The sequence below is a fragment of the Gordonia effusa NBRC 100432 genome (assembly GCF_000241305.1).
In the GTDB taxonomy this organism is placed as follows: Bacteria; Actinomycetota; Actinomycetes; order Mycobacteriales; family Mycobacteriaceae; genus Gordonia; species Gordonia effusa.
This window is the reverse complement of the sequence record NZ_BAEH01000128.1, coordinates 11,208-34,881: the sequence shown is the minus strand read 5'-3', so window position 1 is coordinate 34,881 and position 23,674 is coordinate 11,208. Positions and strand designations below refer to the sequence as shown.

At 63.1% G+C, this 23,674-nt stretch carries 18 protein-coding genes and 1 riboswitch; of the genes, 5 read left to right on the top strand and 13 right to left on the bottom strand.

Features of this window, described 5'->3' with window-relative positions; all coding sequences use genetic code 11:
• The 4 genes from GOEFS_RS21680 to GOEFS_RS21665 form a co-directional block, all read left to right on the top strand.
• A partial coding sequence (locus GOEFS_RS21680) for an MmgE/PrpD family protein (RefSeq protein ID WP_007320099.1) occupies positions 1-1,212 on the top strand: 1,212 nt, incomplete at its 5' end.
• The gene (gene prpB / locus GOEFS_RS21675) at positions 1,212-2,150 is read left to right on the top strand and encodes a methylisocitrate lyase (RefSeq protein ID WP_007320098.1); all 939 of its coding nucleotides are present in this window, start codon (positions 1,212-1,214) and stop codon (positions 2,148-2,150) included. The genes GOEFS_RS21680 and prpB, both read left to right, overlap by 1 nt.
• On the top strand, positions 2,147-3,283 hold the full coding sequence (locus GOEFS_RS21670) for a bifunctional 2-methylcitrate synthase/citrate synthase (RefSeq protein ID WP_007320097.1): 1,137 nt from the start codon (positions 2,147-2,149) through the stop codon (positions 3,281-3,283). The genes prpB and GOEFS_RS21670 overlap by 4 nt, the downstream gene beginning before the upstream one ends.
• Positions 3,284-3,286: 3 nt before the next feature.
• Entirely contained in the window at positions 3,287-6,664 is a 3,378-nt protein-coding gene (locus GOEFS_RS21665) for a pyruvate carboxylase (RefSeq protein WP_007320096.1), read from the top strand.
• A gap of 75 nt (positions 6,665-6,739) precedes the next feature.
• Here GOEFS_RS21665 and metE read toward each other — a convergent pair whose 3' ends face one another.
• The 4 genes from metE to GOEFS_RS21645 form a co-directional block, all read right to left on the bottom strand.
• Positions 6,740-9,016: a 5-methyltetrahydropteroyltriglutamate--homocysteine S-methyltransferase gene (metE, locus tag GOEFS_RS21660; RefSeq protein WP_007320095.1), complete on the bottom strand. Its 2,277-nt coding sequence runs from the start codon at positions 9,014-9,016 to the stop codon at positions 6,740-6,742.
• A gap of 141 nt (positions 9,017-9,157) precedes the next feature.
• Positions 9,158-9,350: riboswitch (cobalamin riboswitch) on the bottom strand.
• A gap of 176 nt (positions 9,351-9,526) precedes the next feature.
• Positions 9,527-9,859, bottom strand: coding sequence for a hypothetical protein (locus GOEFS_RS21655; protein ID WP_007320094.1), 333 nt, complete (start codon positions 9,857-9,859; stop codon positions 9,527-9,529).
• Between the two features lie 223 nt (positions 9,860-10,082).
• Positions 10,083-11,870 (bottom strand): acetyl/propionyl/methylcrotonyl-CoA carboxylase subunit alpha, encoded by a 1,788-nt coding sequence (locus GOEFS_RS21650; RefSeq protein ID WP_007320093.1) that lies wholly within the window; start codon positions 11,868-11,870, stop codon positions 10,083-10,085.
• A 140-nt stretch (positions 11,871-12,010) separates the two neighbouring features.
• Positions 12,011-13,450 (bottom strand): condensation domain-containing protein, encoded by a 1,440-nt coding sequence (locus GOEFS_RS21645; protein ID WP_007320092.1) that lies wholly within the window; start codon positions 13,448-13,450, stop codon positions 12,011-12,013.
• Positions 13,451-13,474: 24 nt separating this feature from the next.
• On the opposite strand from GOEFS_RS21645, the gene GOEFS_RS21640 reads away from it, so the two are divergent.
• Complete coding sequence (locus GOEFS_RS21640) at positions 13,475-13,747, top strand: hypothetical protein (RefSeq protein WP_138918107.1); 273 nt, start codon at positions 13,475-13,477, stop codon at positions 13,745-13,747.
• Between the two features lie 79 nt (positions 13,748-13,826).
• Here GOEFS_RS21640 and GOEFS_RS21635 read toward each other — a convergent pair whose 3' ends face one another.
• The 9 genes from GOEFS_RS21635 to GOEFS_RS21595 form a co-directional block, all read right to left on the bottom strand.
• Positions 13,827-14,252 carry a SufE family protein gene (locus GOEFS_RS21635; RefSeq protein ID WP_007320090.1) on the bottom strand — a complete coding sequence of 142 codons (426 nt, stop codon included), beginning with the start codon at positions 14,250-14,252 and terminating at the stop codon, positions 13,827-13,829.
• A 1-nt stretch (position 14,253) separates the two neighbouring features.
• Positions 14,254-15,150 (bottom strand): sulfurtransferase, encoded by an 897-nt coding sequence (locus tag GOEFS_RS21630; RefSeq protein ID WP_007320089.1) that lies wholly within the window; start codon positions 15,148-15,150, stop codon positions 14,254-14,256.
• A gap of 183 nt (positions 15,151-15,333) precedes the next feature.
• Positions 15,334-16,764, bottom strand: a complete 1,431-nt coding sequence (locus tag GOEFS_RS21625; RefSeq protein WP_007320088.1) for a condensation domain-containing protein — start codon at positions 16,762-16,764, stop codon at positions 15,334-15,336.
• Positions 16,761-18,242 carry a condensation domain-containing protein gene (locus tag GOEFS_RS21620; RefSeq protein WP_007320087.1) on the bottom strand — a complete coding sequence of 494 codons (1,482 nt, stop codon included), beginning with the start codon at positions 18,240-18,242 and terminating at the stop codon, positions 16,761-16,763. The genes GOEFS_RS21625 and GOEFS_RS21620 overlap by 4 nt, the downstream gene beginning before the upstream one ends.
• Positions 18,243-18,273: 31 nt before the next feature.
• On the bottom strand, positions 18,274-19,332 hold the full coding sequence (locus GOEFS_RS21615; protein ID WP_007320086.1) for an alpha/beta hydrolase: 1,059 nt from the start codon (positions 19,330-19,332) through the stop codon (positions 18,274-18,276).
• 64 nt (positions 19,333-19,396) lie between these two features.
• A complete protein-coding gene (locus GOEFS_RS21610) occupies positions 19,397-20,785 on the bottom strand; it encodes a non-ribosomal peptide synthetase family protein (RefSeq protein ID WP_007320085.1) in 1,389 nt (462 codons plus the stop codon).
• Positions 20,786-21,070: 285 nt separating this feature from the next.
• Positions 21,071-21,691 (bottom strand): Maf family protein, encoded by a 621-nt coding sequence (locus GOEFS_RS21605; RefSeq protein ID WP_007320084.1) that lies wholly within the window; start codon positions 21,689-21,691, stop codon positions 21,071-21,073.
• Between the two features lie 45 nt (positions 21,692-21,736).
• Positions 21,737-21,982, bottom strand: coding sequence for an acyl-CoA carboxylase subunit epsilon (locus tag GOEFS_RS21600; protein ID WP_007320083.1), 246 nt, complete (start codon positions 21,980-21,982; stop codon positions 21,737-21,739).
• Positions 21,979-23,646: an acyl-CoA carboxylase subunit beta gene (locus GOEFS_RS21595; RefSeq protein WP_373278237.1), complete on the bottom strand. Its 1,668-nt coding sequence runs from the start codon at positions 23,644-23,646 to the stop codon at positions 21,979-21,981. The genes GOEFS_RS21600 and GOEFS_RS21595 overlap by 4 nt, the downstream gene beginning before the upstream one ends.
• Between the last annotated feature and the right edge of the window lie 28 nt (positions 23,647-23,674).

The window sequence follows — 23,674 nt, the reverse complement described above, 5'->3', positions numbered from 1 at the left end:
GGAGTCGCGGTACGCGAACTCGACTTCCACGACACCTTTTTGGCCGCCGAGTACTCGCATCCGGGCGACAACATTCCGCCGCTGGTCGCCGTAGCTCAGCACAAGGGAATCGGCGGCGCGGACCTGATTCGTGGCCTGGCGACCGCCTATGAAGTTCAGATCGATCTGGTCCGGTCAATCTCGTTGCATAAGCACAAGATTGACCACGTCGCACACTTGGGACCGTCAGTTGCGGCAGGTCTTGGCACGATGCTCGGCTTGGATGTCGAGACGATTTACCAGGCGATCGGGCAAGCTCTGCATCTGACCACCGCGACGCGACAGTCGCGGAAGGGCCAGATTTCGAGTTGGAAAGCCTTCGCTCCGGCCTACGCGGGCAAGGTGGCCATCGAGGCGGTCGACCGTGCGATGCGCGGTGAGGGTGCTCCGGCGCCGATCTGGGAGGGCGAAGACGGAGTGATCGCCTGGCTACTCGACGGCCCCGAAGGTGAATACGTCGTGCCGCTCCCCGACCTCGGTGAGCCGAAGCGAGCCATCCTCGAGAGCTACACCAAAGAACATTCGGCCGAATACCAGAGCCAGGCGCCGATTGACCTCGCGCGTCGGATGCGCGCGCATATCCCGCATATCGACGACATCGAATCGATTGTGCTGCATACGTCCAATCACACCCATGTGGTCATCGGCACCGGCTCGAACGACCCGCAGAAATTCGATCCGGCGGCTAGCCGGGAGACACTCGACCACTCGGTGATGTACATTTTCGCCGTCGCTCTGCAGGACGGCGCCTGGGATCACGTGAAATCCTATGCGCCCGAGCGTGCTTCGCGTCCGGACACGATCGCGCTGTGGAATAAGATCTCCACCGTCGAAGACCCGGAGTGGACGCGCCGCTATCACTCGGAGGATCCGCACGAAAAGGCATTTGGTGCTCGCGCGGTCATCACCATGCGCGACGGCAGCGTGATCACCGACGAACTTGCGGTCGCAGACGCTCATCCGTTGGGTGCCCGGCCTTTTGGACGTGAGCAGTATGTCGCGAAATTTACCGGTCTCGCCAACGGCGTAGTCGAGGTTGATGAGCAGAAGCGTTTTCTCGACGTCGCAGCGGGTTTGGCCGATATTCCCGCGGGCGGTCTGGACGCGCTCAACATCGCTGTCGAGTCAGCCGTACTCGACGCCGCGCCGACTATCGGCGAGGGGATCTTCTGATGACGGTCGCCGAGTTCTCGACCGACCTGTTTTCGTCGTCGGTCAGCGATGCCGACAAACGACGAGCGCTGCGCGCGGGCCTGGAGTCGGGAACGCTGCAGCGGTGGCCGGGGGCATTCTCACCCCTTGTCGCGAAGCTCATCGCAGACCTTGATTTTGAGGGTGTCTACGTCTCCGGTGCGGTCCTCGCGGCCGACCTGGGGCTACCCGACATTGGATTGACGACGCTTACCGAGGTAGCTACGCGCGGCGGCCAGATCGCCCGTGCCAGTGCGCTTCCCACACTTATCGACGCCGACACCGGATTCGGTGAACCGATGAGCGCGGCGCGTACGGTGACCGCACTGGAGGATGCCGGGTTGGCCGGATGCCACCTGGAAGACCAGGTCAATCCCAAACGGTGCGGACATCTGGACGGCAAAGCGGTCGTTCCGGTGGAGACCATGATCAAGCGGCTGCGCGCTGCCGTGGCCGCCCGGCGGGACGAGAATTTCGTCATCTGCGCCCGCACCGATGTCCGCGCCATTGAGGGGTTGGACGCGGCGATCGATAGGGCGAAGTCATATGCCGCCGCTGGTGCCGACCTGATCTTTACCGAAGCGCTGACAGACCTCTCGGAGTTCGAGCGATTCCGGGCCGCGGTGGATATCCCGCTGTTGGCGAATATGACCGAATTCGGCAAGTCTGAATTACTCACTGCCGCAGAGCTTACCGATGTCGGCTACAACGCGGTGATCTATCCGGTGACCACCCTACGCATCGCCATGGGCGCGGTCGAGGCCGGTCTGAAAGAGATCTCGTCGGCCGGTACCCAAGAGGATCTGCTCGATGGGATGCAGCACCGGTCGAGGTTGTACGAACTACTGCGCTACGCCGACTACAACCAATTCGACACCGACACATTCAATTTCACGATTCCAGGGAGCGTGAACAGATGACCGCAACCGTAGAAGCAACGGAAACACCCACCATCTACAAGGGACTGGCAGGCGTGGTCGTCGACACGACGGCGGTCTCCAAGGTGGTCCCAGAGACCAACTCGCTGACCTATCGCGGGTACGCCGTTCAAGAACTGGCCGCGCAACGCAGTTTCGAAGAAGTGGCCTACCTCCTCTGGTATGGCGAACTGCCGAACAGTGGTCAGTTACAGCTTTTCACTCAGCGTGAGCGCGCGAACCGCCGACTGGACCGCAACGGCGAATCCGTTCTCGCGCGGATTCCGGACAACTGTCATCCGATGGATGTAGTTCGGACCCTGATCAGTTACCTCGGCACCGAAGATCCCGACGAGGATATTCCGACCCCAGAAGCCAACTTGGACAAGGCACTTCGCATGTACGCGGTACTGCCGACCATTGTCGCCGCTGATATGCGGCGTCGTCGCGGGCTCGATCCGATCAAGCCGCACCACGGTCTCGGGTACGCGGAGAACTTCTTGAACATGTGTTTCGGCGAGGTGCCTGATCCGGTGATCGTCAAAGCATTCGAGAAGTCGTTGACGCTGTATGCCGAGCACAGCTTCAACGCGTCGACGTTCGCCGCCCGTGTGGTGACTTCAACCCAATCGGATATCTACAGTGCCGTGACCGCCGCGATCGGAGCCCTGAAGGGTTCTCTGCACGGCGGTGCCAACGAGGCGGTTATGCACGACATGATCGATATCGACCGTCCCGAGCGCGCACGCGAATGGTTGGCCGCGAAGCTGGCCAACAAAGACAAGGTGATGGGCTTCGGTCATCGCGTGTACAAGAACGGCGACTCGCGGGTGCCGACGATGTATGACGCCCTAGTCGAGATTGCCGATCATCTCGGTGAGCACAAGTGGCTCGGCATCTACCGCGAGCTTGAAGACGAGATGGTGGCGCGCACCGGCATCAAACCGAACCTGGACTTTCCGACCGGTCCCGCGTACCAACTCATGGGCTTCGACATCGGATCGTTCACTCCGATCTTCGTCATGGCGAGGATCACCGGGTGGACCGCCCACATCATCGAGCAGACCGCGCACAATGCACTGATCCGGCCGCTGTCGGCGTATGACGGTCAGCCGCAACGAGTTTTGGAGGCGTGAAACGTGCGGAAGGTGCTCGTCGCCAACCGGTCAGAAATAGCGGTGCGCGCCTTCCGTGCGTGTTACGAGTTGGGCTTATCCACGGTTGCGGTATACCCGCACGAGGATCGCAATGCGCTGCACCGCAATTCGGCCGACGAGGCGTATCAGATCGGTGAACCGGGACATCCGGTTCGGGCCTATCTCGACATTCCCGCGATTATCGAGGTGGCTGGGCGTGCCGACGTGGACGCGATCTATCCCGGCTACGGATTCCTCTCGGAGAACCCGGATCTCGCGCGGGCCTGCGATGAAGCGGGTTTGACCTTCGTTGGTCCACCCGCGTCGGTGCTGGAACTGACTGGAAACAAATCACGTGCCATCGCGGCCGCGGCTGCCGCCGGGGTGCCGGTGCTGGAATCGTGTGCGCCGGCCACTGATATCGACGTGCTGGTTAAGGCGGGACGGCAAATGCGCTTTCCGGTCTTCGTCAAAGCGGTGGCTGGCGGTGGCGGGCGAGGGATGCGTCTGGTTGACGATCCACAGGGGCTGCGCGGAGCGCTCGAAGCCGCATCGCGTGAGGCCGCTTCGGCCTTCGGCGACGGAACCGTGTTCATCGAACAGGCGGTGTCGTCACCCAGACATATCGAGGTGCAGATACTCGCCGATCATCATGGCGATGTGGTGCATCTGTATGAACGCGACTGCAGTGTTCAGCGCCGGCATCAGAAGGTAGTGGAGATCGCGCCCGCGCCGAATCTCGATCCGCGACTGCGTGATTCGATGTGTGTCGATGCGGTGGCGTTTGCGCGATCGATCGGATACCGCGGTGCGGGAACGGTGGAATTCCTGCTGGGCCCCGACGGACGCTATGTGTTCATCGAGATGAATCCGCGAATCCAGGTGGAGCACACGGTCACCGAAGAAGTGACCGACGTGGATCTGGTGGCGGCACAACTGCGGATAGCGGCGGGCGCGACGCTGGCCGAGTTGGGCATTAGTCAGGAGTCGATCAGCGTGCGCGGCAGTGCCGTTCAATGTCGGGTCACCACTGAAGATCCCGTCGACGACTTCCGTCCAGACACCGGACGGATCACGGCGTATCGCGCCCCGGGCGGCGCCGGGGTACGACTGGACGGCGGTACCCATCTGGGCGCAGAGGTGACTGGCTTCTTCGACTCAATGCTGGTTAAGGTCACCTGTCGCGGTCGCCATCACGGCGCGGCGTTCGCCCGTGCGCGAAGGGCATTGGCGGAGTTCAGGATTCGCGGTGTCGCGACCAATGTCGGATTTCTGCAGGCATTGCTGGCCCATCCACAGTTCAATGCCGGCGGGATCTCGACGAGTTTCATCGCTGACCATCCCGAGCTGCTTGATGCGCAGTTGTCCGGAGACCGCGCGACGCGGCTGCTGACCTATCTCGCCGATGTGACGGTGAACCGCCCCTACGGGATGCCCGACCGAGTCGTCCGGCCTCGAGAAAAGCTGGTCGGTTTGACTCTGAGGGAACCGGCACCGGGCAGCCGCGACGAGCTACTAAAACTGGGGCCGGAAAGATTTGCCGCGCAGTTACGTTCGCAAACCGCAGTCGCGGTCACCGACACCACTTTCCGGGACGCGCATCAGTCGTTGCTCGCCACTCGAGTGCGAACGAGTGGGTTGACGGCGGTCGCGCCCTACGTGGCGTCGATGACTCCGCAACTCTGGTCGGTGGAATGCTGGGGTGGCGCGACATTCGATGTCGCGCTGCGCTTTTGTCGCGAAGATCCATGGGAGCGGTTGGAAAAACTGCGCGATGCGATGCCGAACCTGTGCCTTCAGATGTTGTTGCGCGGCAAGAACACTGTCGGTTATACGCCGTATCCGATCGAAGTCACCGATGCGTTCATCGCCGAAGCAACCCGCACCGGAGTCGACGTATTTCGTATCTTCGACGCGCTCAACAGTGTCGACGCGATGCGGCCGGCGATAGATTCGGTTCGGGCGCAGGGGACCGCGGTCGCGGAAGTGGCACTGTCGTACACCGGTGACCTATCGAATCCGGACGAGGACCTGTACACGCTCGACTATTACCTGCGGCTGGCCGAACAGATCGTGGACGCCGGTGCTCACGTGCTCGCGATCAAGGATATGGCCGGACTGCTGCGGCCCGCGGCGGCGTCGAAACTCGTTGGGGCACTGCGCTCGAACTTCGACCTCCCGGTTCACCTCCATACTCACGACACCGCGGGTGGACAGGTCGCAACCTACTTGGCTGCGATACAAGCCGGAGTCGACGCCGTCGACGGCGCGAGTGCACCCCTAGCCGGCTCGACGAGTCAGCCGGCGTTGTCGGCGATCGTGGCGGCGCTGGCGGGCGGCGACCGTGCCACCGGCCTCGACCTCGATGCGGTGTGTGCGCTCGAACCGTATTGGGAGGCACTTCGCAAGGTATACGCGCCGTTCGAATCGGGGCACGGGTCGCCGACTGGCCGGGTGTATCGACACGAGATTCCCGGCGGTCAACTGTCGAATCTCTATCAGCAAGCTGCGGCGTTGGGATTGGCCGATCAGTTTGAGCGCGTGGAAGAGGCATATGCGGGTGCAGATCGTATTCTCGGCCGACTCATCAAGGTGACTCCGTCGTCGAAGGTGGTTGGTGATCTAGCGTTGACATTGGTCGCGAAGGGCTGCGACGCAGATGATTTCGCAGCCAATCCGTCGGCATTCGACATTCCCGATTCGGTCGTTGGCTTCTTCCGCGGCGAGTTGGGTGAGCCGGCCGGCGGTTGGGTCGAGCCGCTGCGAACCGAGGTCTTGGCGGGCAGGTCGGTGGCATCCCCGACTACCGAACTGACCGAGCGTGATCGGGTTGAGCTGTCGGAATCTGGGACGCCCCGCCGAGAAGCGTTGAATCGCTTGCTCTTTCCAGGGCCGGCCACCGAATTCGCCGAACATTGCCGGCTCTACGGTGATACGTCGGCATTGTCGGCGAATCTGTTTCTCTACGGTTTGCGGTCGGGCTGCGAGGAGCGGGTTTCGCTGGAGCCCGGTGTCGATCTGCTGATCGGCCTGGAGGCGATCAGTGACCCGGACGAGCGTGGCATGCGAACGGTGATGTGTACGCTGAATGGGCAGTTGCGCCCAGTAGCGGTGCGCGACAGGTCTTTTGATGTCACCGTCGAGAAGGTTCGCCGGGCCGACCCGAACAATGCCGCTCACCTGGGTGCGCCGTTCGGTGGCGTGGTTGTGCTGAGTGTCGAGGTCGGAGAAGAAGTCGAGGCGGGGGATCCGGTCGGAACGATCGAAGCTATGAAGATGGAGTCGACTATCACCGCGCCGCGTTCGGGCGTGATCAGCGCGCTGCCGCTCGGCGCTTCGGCTCAGGTTGATGGCGGGGATTTGATCGTGGAGTTTGGGTAGACAGCACTGCAACTGTCCCCGTGACGCGAGCAGACGGCGATATAGCGCGTGCTCGCGGCACGGGGACAGTTTCAGTTAGGCCAGCGACTGGCGTGCCGCCTTGGCCGCCGCCACCAAATTGGTCAGCGATGCGACCGTCTCGGTGGTACCGCGAGTTTTCAAGCCGCAGTCTGGATTGACCCAGAGACGCTGCGCCGGTACGGCTTTCAGCGCGGCCTGTAGCGACGTGGTCATCTCGTCAGTGGACGGCACCCGAGGGGAATGGATGTCGTACACGCCAGGACCCACGCCATTGGAGAAGCCGACCTGGTTGAGGTCGTGCAGGACTTCCATTGCCGACCGGGCGGCTTCGATGGAGGTGACGTCGGCATCGAGCTCGGCGATAGCGCCGATAACCTCACCAAATTCCGAGTAGCACAGGTGAGTGTGTACCTGGGTGTCGTCGGCGACACCCGACGTCGACAACCGGAACGCGTCAACGGCCCAGCGGAGATAGGCGGTCTTGTCGGCGTTGCGCAGCGGAAGCAGTTCGCGCAGTGCGGGTTCGTCGACCTGGATCACGCCGATGCCGGCCTTCTCCAGATCGATGGTCTCGTCCCGGATAGCCAGCGCGATTTGGAACGCCGAGGCAGAGCGCGGCTGGTCGTCGCGCACGAATGACCAGGCCAGGATCGTCACCGGTCCGGTGAGCATCCCCTTGACGGGTTTGTCGGTGAGTGATTGTGCGTAGGAGATCCACTCGACGGTCATCGGGGCGGTCCGGACGACGTCGCCGAACAGGATTGGCGGGCGGACGCACCGGCTGCCATACGACTGCACCCACGCGTTCTGCGTGGAGAGGAATCCGTCGAGTTGTTCGGCGAAGTATTGCACCATGTCGTTGCGTTCGGGCTCGCCGTGTACGAGAACATCGAGACCTATTTTCTCTTGCAGCGCAACGACATCGGCGATCTCTTGGCGCATCTTGTCGACGTACTGCGCATCGTCGATGTTTCCCAACCGGAGGTCAGCCCGCGCTTTGCGGATCTCGCCGGTCTGCGGATAGGAGCCGATCGTCGTAGTCGGTAGCAGGGGAAGATCGAGCTTGGCCTGCTGGGCGACTGCGCGATCGTTGGCGTTGGTCCGTGAGATGGCGGAGTCGGTGATCGCGGTTAGCCGCTCGCGCACAGCGGCGTTGTTCAGCCGTGGATCGTCGGCTCGCGTCGCCAACGCGGCGGCCGATGCCGCGAAATGGTCCGCGACGACCTCCCGGCCCTTATTCAATGCTGTTGCGAGAGTGGCGACTTCGGCGAACTTCTCGTCGGCGAACGCAAGCCAGCCGCGCAAGTTGTCGTCGATATCCGCTTCGGCGGTCAGTGCGTAGGGGACGTGCAGAGTCGAGCAAGATGTCGACACGGCGAGCGATCCGACTGACCCGAGAAGAGTGCCCAGGGTGGCCAGGGCGGCGTCGAGATCGGTCCGCCAGACATTGCGCCCGTTGACGATTCCGGCGACGACATGCTTACGAGTGAGTGTCGGGATCGCGGCGATCGATTCGGCCGAGCCACGAACGAGATCGACTGCGATGCCTTCGATCGGTGTGCCCGCGAGTGCCCCGAGCGATGCGCCGGCATCGCCAAAGTACGTGGCCACCAAGATCTTTGGCCGCGCCGACAAGTCGCCGATGCGCTGATACACCGAGCTGGCAAGCTCGGGGAGTCCGTCGGCGATGTCGGTCACGAGAACTGGCTCGTCGAACTGCACCCAGGTGGCACCCGCGTCTGCCAAGGCAGCGAGCAATTCGGCGTATACCTCGACCAGTTCATCGAGCCGGGAAAGGGGAGCGGGGCCGCCGTCGACTGCCTTGGCGAGGGCGAGGAAGGTAATCGGTCCGATCACGACGGGCCGGGCCGTCGCACCCTGTGCGGTTGCTTCGGCAAACTCCGCGAGCACCTTCTCCGGATGCAGCGAGAAGCTGGTGTCGGCTCCGATTTCCGGGACTAAGTAGTGGTAGTTGGTGTCGAACCACTTCGTCATTTCCATCGGTGTCAGTTCGGCGTTGCCGCGGGCAGCGGCGAAGTAGCGATCGAGTTCGTCGGCGATGCCGGAGTAGCGCGATGGAACCGCTCCGAGAAGTACCGCGGTGTCGAGCATCTGATCGTAGTAGGAGAACGTGTTGACCGGGATCGAGTCGAAGCCGGCGGCGATTAGATCGGCGGTGGTGTCGCGACGGATGGTCGAGGCGACGTCGTGCAGTGCCGCGGCGTCGATGTGTCCGGCCCAATAGGACTCGGTGGCCCGCTTGAGTTCGCGGTTTCGGCCGATTCGGGCGGTGCCGATGACAGTGGTGGTGAACGTCTGGGGATCAGACATGTGTTGTGCTCCTGCGAGGTATGCGGATGGACCACCGCCCAAACGCAGGAGAGTCGACTGGCCCCGTTGTGGGTACGTTGAGCACCACAGAACTGCCGGTTCGACGCGCCCTATCCACGAGGCGGTGAGCCACCGGGCACGGCGTGCCCGGTACAACCGGCAGGTATTCGGACTCATCGACATGCACCTTCGTACGCCTACTGGCCGTCGCTTCCCAGGCTATGCCCAGTGCGTATGACGGCGGTCGTTTCGATTAACCGCTGCGGGACAGTTCCGGATTCTCACCGGATTCCCTCTTGTGCTGGTGTGGTGCACCAGCTTTCGATGTTCAACGCCGGACGGGCGCCGGGAGCGGAGCGAGCGGGCCCCTTGTGCTCCGTGGCAGCTTTATGTCAGGCGGTGGACAAACCGATTGCGGGTTCAGCATATATCGCCAGTGACACGCCTGGAACTGTCCCCCTGACCGGAGCAGGCGGCGATACAGCGTCTGCGTCGGCGTCGGGGACAGTTTCAGTCGAGCGGGATATCCAACGCGCCTACGGCGAACCGGGTGATAACCGGTACGGCGTCGTCGAGGGTGTGTTGCTGGCCGGGGCGTGCTCGTCCGGTGAGCGCGGGAGGCTCGGCATCGACGACGATCAGCGACATCAACTCGCCGGTGGTCGGTTCACAGACCGCCCAAGTGAATCGGCTTTCGTCGGCCCAGCCGCGTGCCGCGGAGACGACGAAACCCGTCGGGTCAGTGATGCCGAGTTCGGTGAGTGCGGGAACGTCGGTGACGCGGGTGTCGTCACGCAGTGCTCGCAGGTACCATGTTCCGGCGTTGATCTCGACGGGTTCCATCGTTGTGGCAGTTGGGCTTTCGGGTTGCGGGGTCTCGATACACCGGCGGGCTCGCAAGCTCGCGCGTCGGCACTCGACCATCGGGTGTGGTTGCGGGGTCTCGATACACCCGGCTCGGCTGGCGCCTCGCCGGGCACTCGACCATCGAGGTGGTCGGCACTCGACCATCGGGTGGGGACAGCACTCGACCAGCGCGGTGGTGCTGGTCGAGCGCCGCTTGCCCCTATTTGATTTCGAGGAGAACGGTGCCCTGAGTTACCGCGGCGCCCGCCTCGGTAGCTAGGCCGGTCACCACGCCCGCCTTGTGCGCGTTGACCGGGTTCTCCATCTTCATGGCTTCAAGTACGACGACCAGATCGCCCTCGGCGACCTCTTGGCCCTCCTCGACCGCCACCTTCACGACCGTGCCCTGCATCGGCGCTGCGACGGAGTCGCCCGATGCTGCCGAACCGGCACCCTTCTTCCGGGTGCGTGCCTTCGGCTTCTTGCGGACGACGCCGTTCGTCGATGGGCCACTACCGCCGAGCGCCAGGTCGCCGGGCAGCGACACCTCGACGCGGCGGCCGCCGACCTCGACGACGACCTTTTGGCGCGGAGCGTTGTCTTCGTCGTCGATCGGCTCGCCACCGGTGAATGGCTCGATTGGATTCTCCCAATCGGTTTCGATCCACTTGGTGTAGACGTCGAACTTCTCACCGTCGCCGATGAAGGCGGGGTTCTCGACGATATGGCGATGGAACGGGATGACCGTCGCCAAGCCGCCGACCTCGAATTCGCGAAGCGCACGCGACGCGCGCTGCAGTGCCTGCTCGCGGGTCTCGCCGGTAACGATCAGCTTGGCCAGCATCGAGTCGAACTGACCGCCGATGACGTCGCCTTCGCGCACACCGGAGTCGACGCGTACGCCCGGTCCGGTCGGCTCACGGTAGACCGAGATCGGTCCGGGAGCCGGCAAGAAGCCGCGTCCGGCGTCTTCGCCATTGATGCGGAATTCAAAGGCGTGACCGCGCGGCGTCGGGTCCTCGGTGAGGGTCAGCTTCTCGCCTTCGGCGATGCGGAACTGCTGACGGACGAGGTCGATACCCGCGGTCTCCTCGGTGACCGGGTGCTCGACCTGAAGGCGCGTGTTGACCTCGAGGAAGGAGACGGTGTCACCCTGCACGAGATATTCGACCGTGCCGGCGCCGTAGTAGCCGGCTTCCTTACAGATGGCCTTGGCCGAGTTGTGGATGCGGGAGCGCTGATCGTCGGTGAGGAACGGCGCGGGAGCTTCTTCGACGAGCTTCTGGAAGCGACGCTGCAAGGAGCAGTCGCGAGTGCCGGCGACGATGACGTTGCCGTGCTGGTCGGCGATGACCTGAGCCTCGACGTGACGTGCTTTGTCGAGATACTGCTCGACGAAGCATTCGCCGCGGCCGAAGGCAGCGACTGCCTCGCGGGTCGCCGACTCGAAGAGTTCGGGGATTTCTTCGATGGTGTGTGCCACCTTCATGCCGCGTCCGCCGCCGCCGAAGGCTGCCTTGATCGCGACCGGCACCCCGTATTGCTTGGCGAACTCGACGACCTCGTCGGCGTTGGCGACCGGGTCTTTGGTGCCGGCTGCCATCGGGGCGCTCGCGCGCTCGGCGATGTGCCGCGCGGTGACTTTGTCGCCGAGGTCGCGAATCGACTGCGGTGACGGTCCGATCCAGATCAGTCCGGCGTCGATTACCGCCTGGGCGAAGTCGGCATTCTCGGAGAGAAAGCCGTAGCCGGGGTGGATCGCGTTGGCGCCGGACTGGGCGGCCGCACTGAGAATCTTGTCGAATACGAGGTAGGACTCGGCGGAGGTTTGGCCTCCGAGAGCGAACGCCTCGTCGGCTAGCTGCACAAACAGTGCGTCCGCATCGGGCTCGGCGTAGACCGCCACACTGGCGATCCCGGCATCGCGCGCCGCGCGGATCACGCGCACCGCGATTTCGCCACGATTGGCGATGAGGACCTTAGTGATCGCTGCTTGTTCAGTGGGCACTTGATCTCCTGGACATGTCGGAACACTGCGTCGGGTGACGCACAACACCTGATACTAGGCGGACCTATTTTGGGCCCTGACGTCAGCCCCCGAACGATTGATCGGTCCGTCGCCGAAATGGGCGGTTCGCCCGAATGGATTCAGTGGTTGAAGGTGGACGCGTCACCTATCTCGGTGATGAGCGATCCGAACTCGTCCAGATAGCGAAGTACGTCGTCGGTGATCGGCGAGTCAGCCGGATAGCGCGCGGAAAGTCGTAGGCCCGACGGTGTGCGGTTGACCCAGATATAGACCTCATCGGGGGCATAGCTGTGGCTCCGCAAGACCGAGGCTCGCCCGGCGTCGGCCTCGTGGGCGCCGGGTGCGTATCGGGTGTCGAGAAACGAAACCACGAATCGTGGCGAGCCGGTGACGCCGAGTAGGTCTGCGACGCGCAGGAATGGCAGGGTAGCGGCCGGCTTCGTCCGCTTGAGTTCGCCGGCGGCACGACTGACGGCTTGATCGAAGGTGGGGTCGTCGGAGGTGTCGAGGCAAAACGGAGCTAGTGCGACGAACCAGCCGAGTGATCCCAACCAGCGTTCTTCGTGGCGCGTGTGGCGGGGCATGACACAGCGGAAATCGGTGAGGTTCATCGAGCGCCGGTACGCGACGGCAAGCGCCGCCATGACGCCAACTTGAAGATTGCCGCCGGCTTCGGCGCAGACGGCGGTGAACCGGTTGGTCTGCTCGTCGTCGGTGAGGTGGGCGGTGAGGGATGCCTGGGGTATCGGGGCGACGTCGGGGAAGATGGGAATCTCGGTGTCACCGAAAGCAGGCAGGTCGGTGGCACCCTGCAGGAATCCCGCCCACACCGCCAGCGCCGGGTGGGTTGCGTCGGCGGCGTCGGCGGTGCGTCTCTCCTGTGCGCTGAAATCGACATAGCTGCCTACCGAGATCAGTTGCGGCGGAAGCGGACTCGGGTTCTTCGCGACGCGCGACATGGCCCGGTCGCGTTGAGCGCGGTACAACTCGACCAATTCGTGCTGAGCCATAATGAGTGAGTAACCGTCGAGCAGCGAGTGATCGGCGGCGAAGAGCAACGTGAAGGAATGTTCGCGTGCGACGGTGGCGAACACGTAGGCCGGCCAGCGGGTTGGCGCGGTCGCGCGGTCGAAGGACCCGGCGATCTGTTCGATTAGCAAATCCGGGTTCGCATACCAACCGATGCGGCCCATCTTCAGTTTGACCACACCGGGCGGCACGCTGACTCGATACAGACCCTCGCCGGCGGTGCCCTCGCCGCGAATCACCACATGACTGCGCAGCACCTCGTGGCGATCGATCCAGGCGATCAGTGCCGCGCGGATGGCCGGCACCGACAACGGCTCGTCGAATTCGATGACCAAACCGAGCCACGACTCGCGGCCGCCCTCGGTGCCGGTTGCCCGATAGTGTGCGATGGCTCCGCGCAGGTGAGCCTCGTGGTTATGAGAAGTTAGCCGGGAATCGGTGATCCACTCATCGCGTGGCGGCGTAATCGGCGTCCACTCGACCAGCGCCCCCGGTTCGACGGAACCTTCGAGGATCTGGATGAATTTCATCGCGCCGCTCGTGCGATGAACACCATGGTGGACTCCGTTTCGGACAACTGGACGATCTTCCGCCGGGCTGTGGCGGGCAAGTACACATCCAACCAGGTCAGCGTGGCGGTGTCTGGGAGGGTGGGCGAACGTGTTCGTGTCGCGGGCCTAGGTGCGACGTCGGCGGATCACGACAGCTGTCGTCACGGCAATCACAAGTATTCCGGTACCGACGAGAAATGGCCCGGCCATGATCCCCAAGATCGTGACGTCGGAGTCGACGAAACGGACCTCTCGATAGGCGTCATCGTCCCCTGACCCAGTGTGTGAATTATCGTCCCCGTGAATGACGTCCGAGGGCAATATGCCCTTCCATCATGCTGAGGGGGATGATATTTCACGCCTGGGGCTTGTCCGCCGTCTGTCGTTTGATCCGCGCCAGCATGCCGGCCATTCCGTTCAGCCGTAGCGGTGAAACCACCGCGCCCAATCCGAGGTCGAAGTAGAAATCGTTGGGTACGGCGGCGATGACGTCAGCCGACTGGCCGTCGAGTCCCTGATGCAGAATCGCGGCGAAACCACGTGTCGTCGGTGATTCTCGCGGTGCGCTGAAGTACACACGTACCGCGTTGCGATCGGCAGCATCAACTGACAGAAACACCGGCGATTGGCACTCGGGTACCGGCTCCATCGCGTCTTGCGTGAGGTGGTCGGGTAGCGGAGGCAGTTCCTCGGCGAATTCGAGGAGCAGGGTTACCTTGTCCGAATCGCCAAGCGCCGCAAAGTCTTCGACGATCTCGGCGAGTTCCGGAGGAAGTGACATCTCACGCCTTGCCGGGAGCGTCGCCGGGCTCTTCGCCGACGGCAATTGGTACGCGCACGCGGTTGCCCCACTCGGTCCACGAGCCGTCGTAGTTGCGGACCTTCTCGAATCCGAGCAGGTAGGTCAACACAAACCAGGTGTGGCTCGAGCGCTCGCCGATGCGGCAGTAGGCGATAGTCGGAGTAGCCGGGTCGAAATCCGCGTAGATCTCGTCGAGTTCGGCTCGCGAGCGGAACCGGCTGTCGGGCGCCGCGGCCTTCGCCCACGGAATAGAGACGGCGGTAGGGATGTGGCCGCCGCGCAGCGCGCCCTCCTGCGGATAGTCGGGCATATGAGTGCGCTCACCGGTGTATTCCTGCGGCGAGCGCACGTCGACCAACGGTTGCTCGCCCAAGGAATCGAGAACCTGGTCGGCGTAAGCGCGGATCACCGAGTCATCGCGTTCGACGACAGGGTATTCCGACCGCGGGTATTCCGGGACGTCGAAGGACATGTCGCGATCTTCGGCGACCCAGGCGTCGCGGCCGCCATCGAGTAGCCGGACGTCGGGGTGGCCGAAGAGGGTGAAGACCCACAGGGCGTATGCCGCCCACCAGTTGGATTTATCGCCGTAGATCACGACGGTGTCGTCGCGACTGATGCCTTTGCTACTCATCAATTCGGCGAACTTGGCGCCGTCGATGTAGTCACGGGTGACCGGATCGTTGAGATGTAGATGCCAGTCGACTTTTTGTGCGGTGGGGATATGCCCGATGTCGTAGAGAAGTACGTCCTCGTCGGACTCGATGATCTTCAGCCCCGGAGTGCCGAGATGTCCGGATAGCCACTGCGCGGTGACCAGCCGTTCTGGGTGTGCGTATTCGGCGAAGGCTGGGTTGGGGTCGGTCTCGACGGGCACGGATGTCTCCCACATCGTCTCGGATGAAGCTCACGGTTGCACTCGTTCTGGTCATGCGGGCTTGTGGCCTCGACCGAACGTATACAGCATACGCAGGATTGTCTTCTGAAAACCGCACGTGGGGCCGTCGGCGAGGGCAGCCTGCCCCCGAAGCGACGGTTAGGTGCGGTTTTCAGGTCGGGGTTAGCCCGCGGCGAACTTACGCATCCGCTCGACGAATATGTCGAAGTAGCGGCCGGTCGCCTCCCTTGCCTGTGCGGTAGCAGGGATTTGGGCTGCCAGGTCCACCCCGGTCTCGTAGCGGTTGATCCACATGTTGGCATTGCGGGTGGGTCCCAATCCGGCGAATGCTTCCGCGGCACGCATCGCGGGATCATCGCGGTTGGGCATGCGACGAAAGTCGATCGTGGAAACCATCTGCGGCGCACCGGCTTCGGCGTGGTAGCGCCCTTCGGCGGCCAGAATACCGAGGGCGGCGTGCACCGGCAGGTTCGACAACTCGCGTGCCTGACGGACCGCCGACGCCGCGGTGTGCACCAATTCGTCGATGGGACCATCCGGGTCGTGAACAAATGCGACCGGCGCGAAGTTGCACAGCCACCCTTGCGTGCGCGCCTGAGCGGGGGTTCGAGTTGATAGCACCGTGGCGGTGAAATACGATGTGCGGCCGGTCAATTCGTATTCGGTTGCGGCCAGGCTGGCGTAGACGACCGCGGTGAAGCTCACGCCGAACGAGTCCGCCCGCCGATCGCAGGCCGCCGCCTCTTCGGCGGACAAGACCTCGCGGTGAACCCGCGTTGCTGCGACGGGCTCCTCGTCAGCGAGTCCAAGATCGAGCGGAAAGCGCGGCACGACGCCGCCGGTCGAGGCAAACAGTTTGCGCCACACGTCGATTCGAGGATCCTCGGGTGACACAATCGCGGCTCGGGCCTGTTCGGCGGCGACGAAGTCGAGAAAGCTGGCGGTCGGTGGCAGCGCCGAGGGGGTATCGGCGAGGCGATAACGGTAGAGGGTCACGATCTCGTCAATGGCAAGCATCTGTGAGTAGCCGTCGCTGTGTGAGTGGTCGGCGCCGAAATAGAGCGCGAAACCATCACCACTGTCGGCGGCGCCAAAAGTGAAGCCCGGCAACTGGTAATAGCCGGTCGTCGTCTCTATCCGGTCGACGATGTAATCGACGAGCGCGTGCCCAAGTCGTGACTCGCCGATGTCGTCGGTGACAAATTCGATCGCCGCCGGCGGTACCAGATATCTGACGGGCCCGTCGTCGGTCACCTCGAAAAAGCATCGCAGCTCATCGTGTCGCCGCACGAAGTCGGTGAGCGCGTCGGCCATGGCGGTCTTGTTGAGTACCTCCGGTACCCAGGTGACCACACCGGTTACGGCCGTGTTTCGGTGAACTGTCGCCGAATCTTGTTGTGTGGGCAGAATCTTGGCGGCGGCCGCGACGATGTGGTCGTACTGCAGGAACGATGGTCCGATGGGATGACGGCGAGCCGTGGTGCGGACCCACTCGGGATTCGCCAGGCGCCATTCGACCAGGTTGCCGCCCCGGGGGATACCGCGCGACAGCGGATTCTCGATCGGGTTGGCAGCGGTGGGGTTAGTTGTCATCTGATGTCCTCCTGTGCCGCTGCGGTGACCGTCGGCGCGAAGGTGGTATCACCGGTTGCGGCGACCTCGCGGAGAACGCCGGTGAGAGTAGTGATGAAGTCGCTCATTGGATTTCCCGCCGGTCCGCTGGGAAACCGAGCTGAGATATTGGTGCCGCTGGGAACGCGATTGATCCACAGATAGACCTCGCCGCCTTGCCGGGTCGCGCTACGCAGAACCCGTGCTCGGCGCCGCGACCAGTGTCGTGCACCCGGTGCGGTACGCATGTCGATATAGGAGACGACGAACTGTGGTGCGGTTTCGGTCGCTGGATCGTCGAGGAGGTCGGCGACGACGGAATAGGGTGTCGCGGTGTCGGTCTGATACGCCGCTGAGCTAGCGGCAATGGGTTCGAGTGCATCCACGAATGTCCGCGCCTCGCCCGGTGTGAGGTGGACGGGCACGATATCGACGAACCAGCCGGCCGAGCCTGCCCAGCGTGGATCGGTGCGTGTGTGAATGGGATTGATGAACCGCATATCCGCGGCCCCGGTATGACGATGCGCCGCAATGGTCAGCGCGGTGTAGACGCCGGTCTGCATATTGGCGCCGTTTGCTTTGCATACCCGATGAAACCGCTCGGTCTGCTCGGCGTCCAGGATCCAGGTAGACAGGCTTGCCTGGTTAACACTTGAGCGGTCTTCCACGGTGTTTTGCGCGGCGACTGCGCTGCTGCCCGGGTCGCGGAGCGGAAACGCGGGCATCCGATCCGGTTGGGTAGCAGCGGTTTTAGCGTGTGAGTCAAAGAATCGAGACCAGGCGGCAACGGCAGGGTCATCGATTGTCACGTTCTCAGCGCGGCCACGCTCAGCCTCACTGAAATCAATGTAGCTGCCGAAGGATGGGAGATCGTCGGCCGCGCCAGTGAGTTCGGATTCGTAGAGAGCGATCACCTCGTCTATGGCGAATACCTGGGTGTACGCGTCCATCACGGTGTGGTCAGCGGCGAATACGAACAGGAAGCTATCCGAATCATCTTGGGGCTCAACGGTAACCGCGATGCAGTGCGGCCAGCGTAGAGGTGACACGACGGTGTTGAAGTGTTCGTTGATGTGCTCGAACACCGCAGTGCTCGACAGGCGTGCGCCGACCACCCGAGAGTGCGCGGTAACCGCTTCGGCAGCGACGGTACGACGATAAAACGGCGTCTGGGCGGTGCCCGATGCGATCGTGCTTCGGAACACCTCATGTCGTGCATACCAGCGGCGCAAGGCCCGCGCCAGCACATCGGCGTCGAAGTGATGCTCGATGAGGAAGGCGGTGCCGATCCACTCGCTGTACCAGTGCTCGCCAGTTTCGGTGGCCCGGCGCGCGTGGGCGAGGTGGGTGTGGGAGAGACGTCGCTCGTCAGCGACCCAGGCCTCGTCAGGTACTCGCACGGTCCATTCGGTGACTCGTCCGCTGGGCAGCGGATAGTCGCTGAGTTCGGTGTATTCCATGAGCGTGCCTTTCAGACGAAGAGATTGTCGGCTAACGGTTGAGGGCGCGAGCGATCACCGGCCAACTGAAGTGGAGTTGATCCACCCAATACGGCCACGAGTGGGTTCCCGGATTGGTGAATCTGAATTGTGCTGGAATTCGTTGTGCGGCAAGGGTTGACTGGAGGGCTCGCGTGCACGCGAGCGAGCCGATCTCGATCGCCCCACCCACTACCACTCGGTCGGCAGGGTTGTCGTTGCCCGGATAGCCGGGGGCGTCGTACCGGCCCGGCAGGCCGCTACCGACGGAGACGTAGACATCGGTACCCCGGAGGCCGGCGGCCTGCCGCACGACGTCGTGCGCCGCCCAGTCGGGATCGCCGATCGGACCCCACATATTGTCTGCATTGCCTCCGAAACCGTTGATGATCGAGCGTGCGGAGATCTGACCGGCAACGTCACTCGCGGAATAGCAGCCGCTGAACGACGCGGCCGATCGGTAGAAGCGCGGGTGACGTGCGGCCAGGACAAGTGCGGACCCGGCGCCCATCGATAGTCCGGCGATGGCACGAGAACCGTTGGCGCCGAAGCGTTCTGCCAACAGCGGGGGAAGTTCCCTGGTTAAGAACGTCTCCCAGCGGTAGCGCCCGAGAACCGGATCGTCGTGACGCCAGTCGGTGTAGAAGCTGCCGTTGCCGGCGATGGGAAGCACGACATTGACGTTCTTGTTGGCGAAGAATTTCACGATATCGGTCTTGAGCAGCCAAATACTGTTATTCGGATCCTCTTCGCCGAGCCCGCCGAGCATATACAGGGTTGGGCGGGAAGTGGTTGCGGCGGTGCGGGTTTGCGACGACGGGGTCAGAATCTGAACTTTGATGGTCTTACGCATCGCAGCTGAGTAGACGTACGCCGCCGACCGGGTCGGTCCTTCGGCCACCACCCGCTCGATCCGCGACTGATTCGGTGCGGCCGACGCGACTGGCACGGCAAGACCGGCCAGCACCGTGCACACTAGTACGGCAATCCAGATTTTCTTCGGCGGCATTACCTGGCCTTTCAACGCAAGGGATTCGCAATGCACGAGGATGGCATTGGGACGGAACGACATTCGATGGAATAGAACAGGGACAGCCGGGAACGCTAGATTTCCTCGCCGATCACCGGGTGATCTTTCACCACAGCGACGCGGACAGGTCCCAGCGGGCGCATTCGTCGGTGACCAGTTTCGTGAGTGCTTGCTGAGTCGGGATGTGGACCGGGTCGTACGAGCCGACGCTCAGCGTCGTTGTGGTATCGGTCGAACTAAGCCAGCAGGCGATCCCGCCGCGCAACCGGGTGAGCAGTTCCGGACTCGCGTGCTGTGGAACAGACCGTAGGGCAACGTCTTTGACGCTCTCGGTTCCGAGCCGAGCGAACAGGCCATCGAATTCACCCACGTTGGATGCTACGGCCAGGGGAGTGGCGGCATCCTTGTTGAGTCGCAGCAGGGCTGAGTCGGACAGGCTCTGGATGAGCGGCTGTAGTCGTGCCAGCGGATCCGGTGATTGCCCGGAGCTCTGGTACATCTGCTTGGCAAGCGCACGGATCGCGGACAAATTCTTGTCCCTGCTGAGGTCGGTCGGGATATCGAGATGGAGCCCAACGGTCACATTCGCCCGCAGATCATCATCAGCCGGATTCTGGCGTGACATCGGAACGACGATTCTGACCGCGTCGTCGAAGGTAGCGCGGCCGGCGGCGACGATCAGTCCCGCCGTGATCGCCACCAATAGAGCATTCGACGTTCCACCGTGACGAGCCGCAGTTTGTTGCCACTGGGCGGAGTCGAAGCTGGCGATCGCCAGCGGCGGATGGGCCGGCTGCTCACCGGCGATACCGTGAGGGGCGGGAACCGGCGGCCGGGGAATGGACTGTGAGGTGATCACCGGACGTGCTGATCCGCGATCTCGGCGGCGAACGGCATCAACTGCGAGACGTCCGAGATTGCCGGTGATACAAGAGATTTGTCCGGCAGCGTCGCGGGCGTCAGCGCGAGTCGACGGCGCATGCGCGGGGAGAGTCAAGGGATCCGATGCCGGATCGACCGCGCGCAGCACGTTGCGCACACCAGACCACCCATCGCCGACGGCGTGGTGCGAGATCAACGACACTATTCCGCCGCCGCCAGTCAGTCGGGCAGCTCGAAACAGCCACACCGGACCGGTCGTCAGGTCGAATTCGGTTGTCACACAACTATTGAGCCAATCGGTGAGACTATCGTCCGACACGGTTTCGGTGTCGTAGACGACGACTCCGCCGGCCGAACCCGCGTCGACCCATGAATCTCGCGCGAGGACCATCCGGCTGCGACGTACCACCCGATTGACGGGTGTGCGAGTGAGACGCTCGGCGATTGCGGTAAAGCGCTCAACGGAGATAGGCGTGTGTAATCGCCAGATGACCTGGTTGGCCAGCGGCACACCAAGCGCTCGATCCATCCGAATGAATAAGTCGTCATCGCCGGTGACACGAGGTGTGATGGGGTGCACATCACGCCCGATAGTGAGTGTGGGAGGCGTCACGGGGCACACTGTACTGATTGGTAACTTAAAACGCTACTGGGTCAAATGTACAGCGCTACAAGGGGTTTCAGTCATCGAACCGATTTGCCGATCGCTCGAGTGGAGGTTGCGGAATGCGTGATCACATCCGCCTTAGTTGATAACGCGATTGATGATTCATGAAGTATCTCGAGTATCGAGACATAGACGATTGGGTTGCCTGAAGCGATCACGGAAGTTATCAGAATGCATGGTTCCTGGTGCGAATGCCGTTGCCGAACAACGGCATTCGTATCGGCGAGTTCTCTAGCGATTCCAAAGCGTCGTCACATCGACGCCTAACCCGCGCAGTAGCCCGGCAATAGTCGGCAGGCTGATGCCCAGTACTGACGACGGATCGCCGTCGATACCGCGGATGAACCAGCCGCCCAATCCGTCGAGTGTGAACGCGCCGGCGACCTCCAGTGGCTCACCGGTAGCGACATAGGCGTCGATCGTCGCGTCGTCGATATCGTCGAAATGGATAGTGGTGGAATGCGCGCTGTGCGCGCTGCCGACGACGTCGGGACCTTGCAGGACGGTGACACAATGCCCGGTGATGAGTTCACCGGAGTGCCCGCGCATCGCTCGCCACTGCGCGGACGCGACGTCGGGGCGGTGGGGTTTGCCGGTGAGCGCGCCGTCGAATAGCAGCATCGAATCACAGGTCAGCACAATGGTTTTGGCGTCGGCGGCAGGATCTTCGGCGGCGATCGCGGCGATGACGGCGTCAGCTTTGGCCTGCGCCAAGCGCACGACGATCTCGTCGGGACGTGCCGTGATCAGTTTCTCTAGAAGAGCGTCCTCGTCGACGTCGGAGACGAGAACGCGCGGCGATAGTCCGGCATTACGCAAGACCGTCAGACGCGCTGGTGACGCCGATCCCAAGATGACCTCGGGAACGGCGTCATGTTGCGGTATGTCAGAAATGGGTCACCAGCGCAGTGCGGCGAATCCGCCGGGCGAGTTCCAGGTTGGTCGCAGCCGGTCCACGGGGCGCCCCCAGTCGTCGCGGACCCTTGGCTCGGCCGGGGCCGAGCCGCCGGATGCTCCGGCGAACACGGTAACCAATACTGCCAGGTCTTCGTCGGTGGGATTGCCCGAGACGATATGCAGTAGTGGCTTCTGCGGCGTCGGGGCGCTGGTTTCGTCGGTACTCACGGTGCTGTCCTCGCTCACAGGGGAATGTTCCCATGCTTCTTGGGAAGTACGTTGACGTACTTGCGTTCGAGTAACCGCAATGCGGTCGCGATCTGACCACGGGTGTGGCTCGGCGGGATCACCGCGTCGACATATCCGCGCTCGGCGGCGACATAGGGATTGACCAGAGTGTCCTCGTACTCCTGTTGCAACTGCAGCCGGAGTGCGTCGACATCGTCGCCGTTCTGCGCGGCTTCTTTGAGCTTGCCGCGGTAGACGAAACCGACGGCGCCCGAAGCGCCCATGACCGCGATCTGGGCGGTCGGCCAGGCGAGGTTGACGTCGGCGCCCATGTGCTTGGAGCCCATGACGTCGTAGGCGCCGCCGTATGCCTTGCGGGTGATGACGGTGACCTTGCCGACCGTCGCCTCGCCGTAGGCGTAGAGGAGCTTGGCGCCGCGACGGATGATGCCGTTGTATTCCTGGTCGGTTCCGGGCAGGAAGCCGGGAACGTCGACCAGGGTCACGATCGGGATATTGAAGGCGTCGCAGGTACGAACGAAGCGCGCGGCCTTCTCCGATGCGTCGATATCGAGGCAGCCCGCGAATTGGGTCGGCTGGTTCGCGACGATGCCGACGCTGCGGCCATCCACGCGACCGAAGCCGATGATGATGTTGCGGGCACGCTCGGCCTGGACTTCGAGGAATTCGTCATCGTCGAGGATGCGGCGGATGACCTCATGCATGTCATATGGCTGGTTCGGCGAATCCGGGATGAGAGTGTCGAGCTCGAGGTCTTCCTCGTTAACGGTCTCTTCGATCGATCCGGCGGCCGGCTCGGCGACCGGCAGTACCGGTGCCTCGGCGCGGTTATTCGACGGCAGGTAGCTCAGCAGATCCTTGACGTAGTCGAGGGCGTCTTCTTCGTCGCTGGCCACGTAATGCGCGACGCCCGACTTCTCCATATGCGTGTGCGCACCGCCGAGGTCCTCCATCGTGACGTCCTCGCCGGTGACCGTCTTGATGACATCCGGGCCGGTGACGAACATCTGGCTCGTCTGATCGACCATCACGACGAAGTCGGTGAGTGCGGGGGAGTACACGTGGCCGCCAGCGGCCGGCCCCATAATGAGCGAAATCTGCGGGATGACACCCGAGGCACGGACGTTGCGGTGGAAGATCTCGCCGTACAGGCCGAGTGACACCACGCCCTCCTGGATGCGGGCACCGGCGCCCTCGTTGATGCCGATCAGCGGGCGGCCGGTTTTGATCGCCAGGTCCATGACCTTGACGATCTTCTCGCCGTACACCTCGCCGAGGCTGCCGCCGAAGACGGACACGTCCTGGGAGAAGACACAGACCTCGCGGCCGTCGATGGTTCCGTACCCGGTGACGACACCGTCACCCAGCGGCCGACGATCGGCCAGGCCGAAGTTGGTGCTGCGATGACGAGCGAGCGCGTCGAGTTCTACGAACGAGCCATCGTCGAGCAGATGGGTGATGCGCTCGCGAGCGGTGAGTTTGCCCTTCGCGTGAATCTTCTCCACTGCGCCCTCGCCAACGGGGTGGTGCGTCTCTTCGAGGCGGTTGCGCAGGTCAGCGAGTTTGCCCGCGGTGGTGTGAATGTCTGGAGCGCCGGCATCGTCGCGAGAAGCTGTGGTCATGAACACCGATGCTAGCGATCGCTCGGTATGGTCCGTCAACCGGCCCAATATGAAGGCTTCCTCACAT

Bases quoted from the DNA above. Each gene is read 5' to 3' on its own strand.
- prpB (WP_007320098.1), top strand. From the start codon at position 1,212: ATGACGGTCGCCGAGTTCTCGACCGACCTGTTTTCGTCGTCGGTCAGC.
- GOEFS_RS21670 (WP_007320097.1), top strand. From the start codon at position 2,147: ATGACCGCAACCGTAGAAGCAACGGAAACACCCACCATCTACAAGGGA.
- metE (WP_007320095.1), bottom strand. From the start codon at position 9,016: ATGTCTGATCCCCAGACGTTCACCACCACTGTCATCGGCACCGCCCGA.
- GOEFS_RS21655 (WP_007320094.1), bottom strand. From the start codon at position 9,859: ATGGAACCCGTCGAGATCAACGCCGGAACATGGTACCTGCGAGCACTG.
- GOEFS_RS21645 (WP_007320092.1), bottom strand. From the start codon at position 13,450: ATGAAATTCATCCAGATCCTCGAAGGTTCCGTCGAACCGGGGGCGCTG.
- GOEFS_RS21640 (WP_138918107.1), top strand. From the start codon at position 13,475: ATGGTGGACTCCGTTTCGGACAACTGGACGATCTTCCGCCGGGCTGTG.
- GOEFS_RS21635 (WP_007320090.1), bottom strand. From the start codon at position 14,252: ATGTCACTTCCTCCGGAACTCGCCGAGATCGTCGAAGACTTTGCGGCG.
- GOEFS_RS21625 (WP_007320088.1), bottom strand. From the start codon at position 16,764: ATGACAACTAACCCCACCGCTGCCAACCCGATCGAGAATCCGCTGTCG.
- GOEFS_RS21620 (WP_007320087.1), bottom strand. From the start codon at position 18,242: ATGGAATACACCGAACTCAGCGACTATCCGCTGCCCAGCGGACGAGTC.
- GOEFS_RS21615 (WP_007320086.1), bottom strand. From the start codon at position 19,332: ATGTCGTTCCGTCCCAATGCCATCCTCGTGCATTGCGAATCCCTTGCG.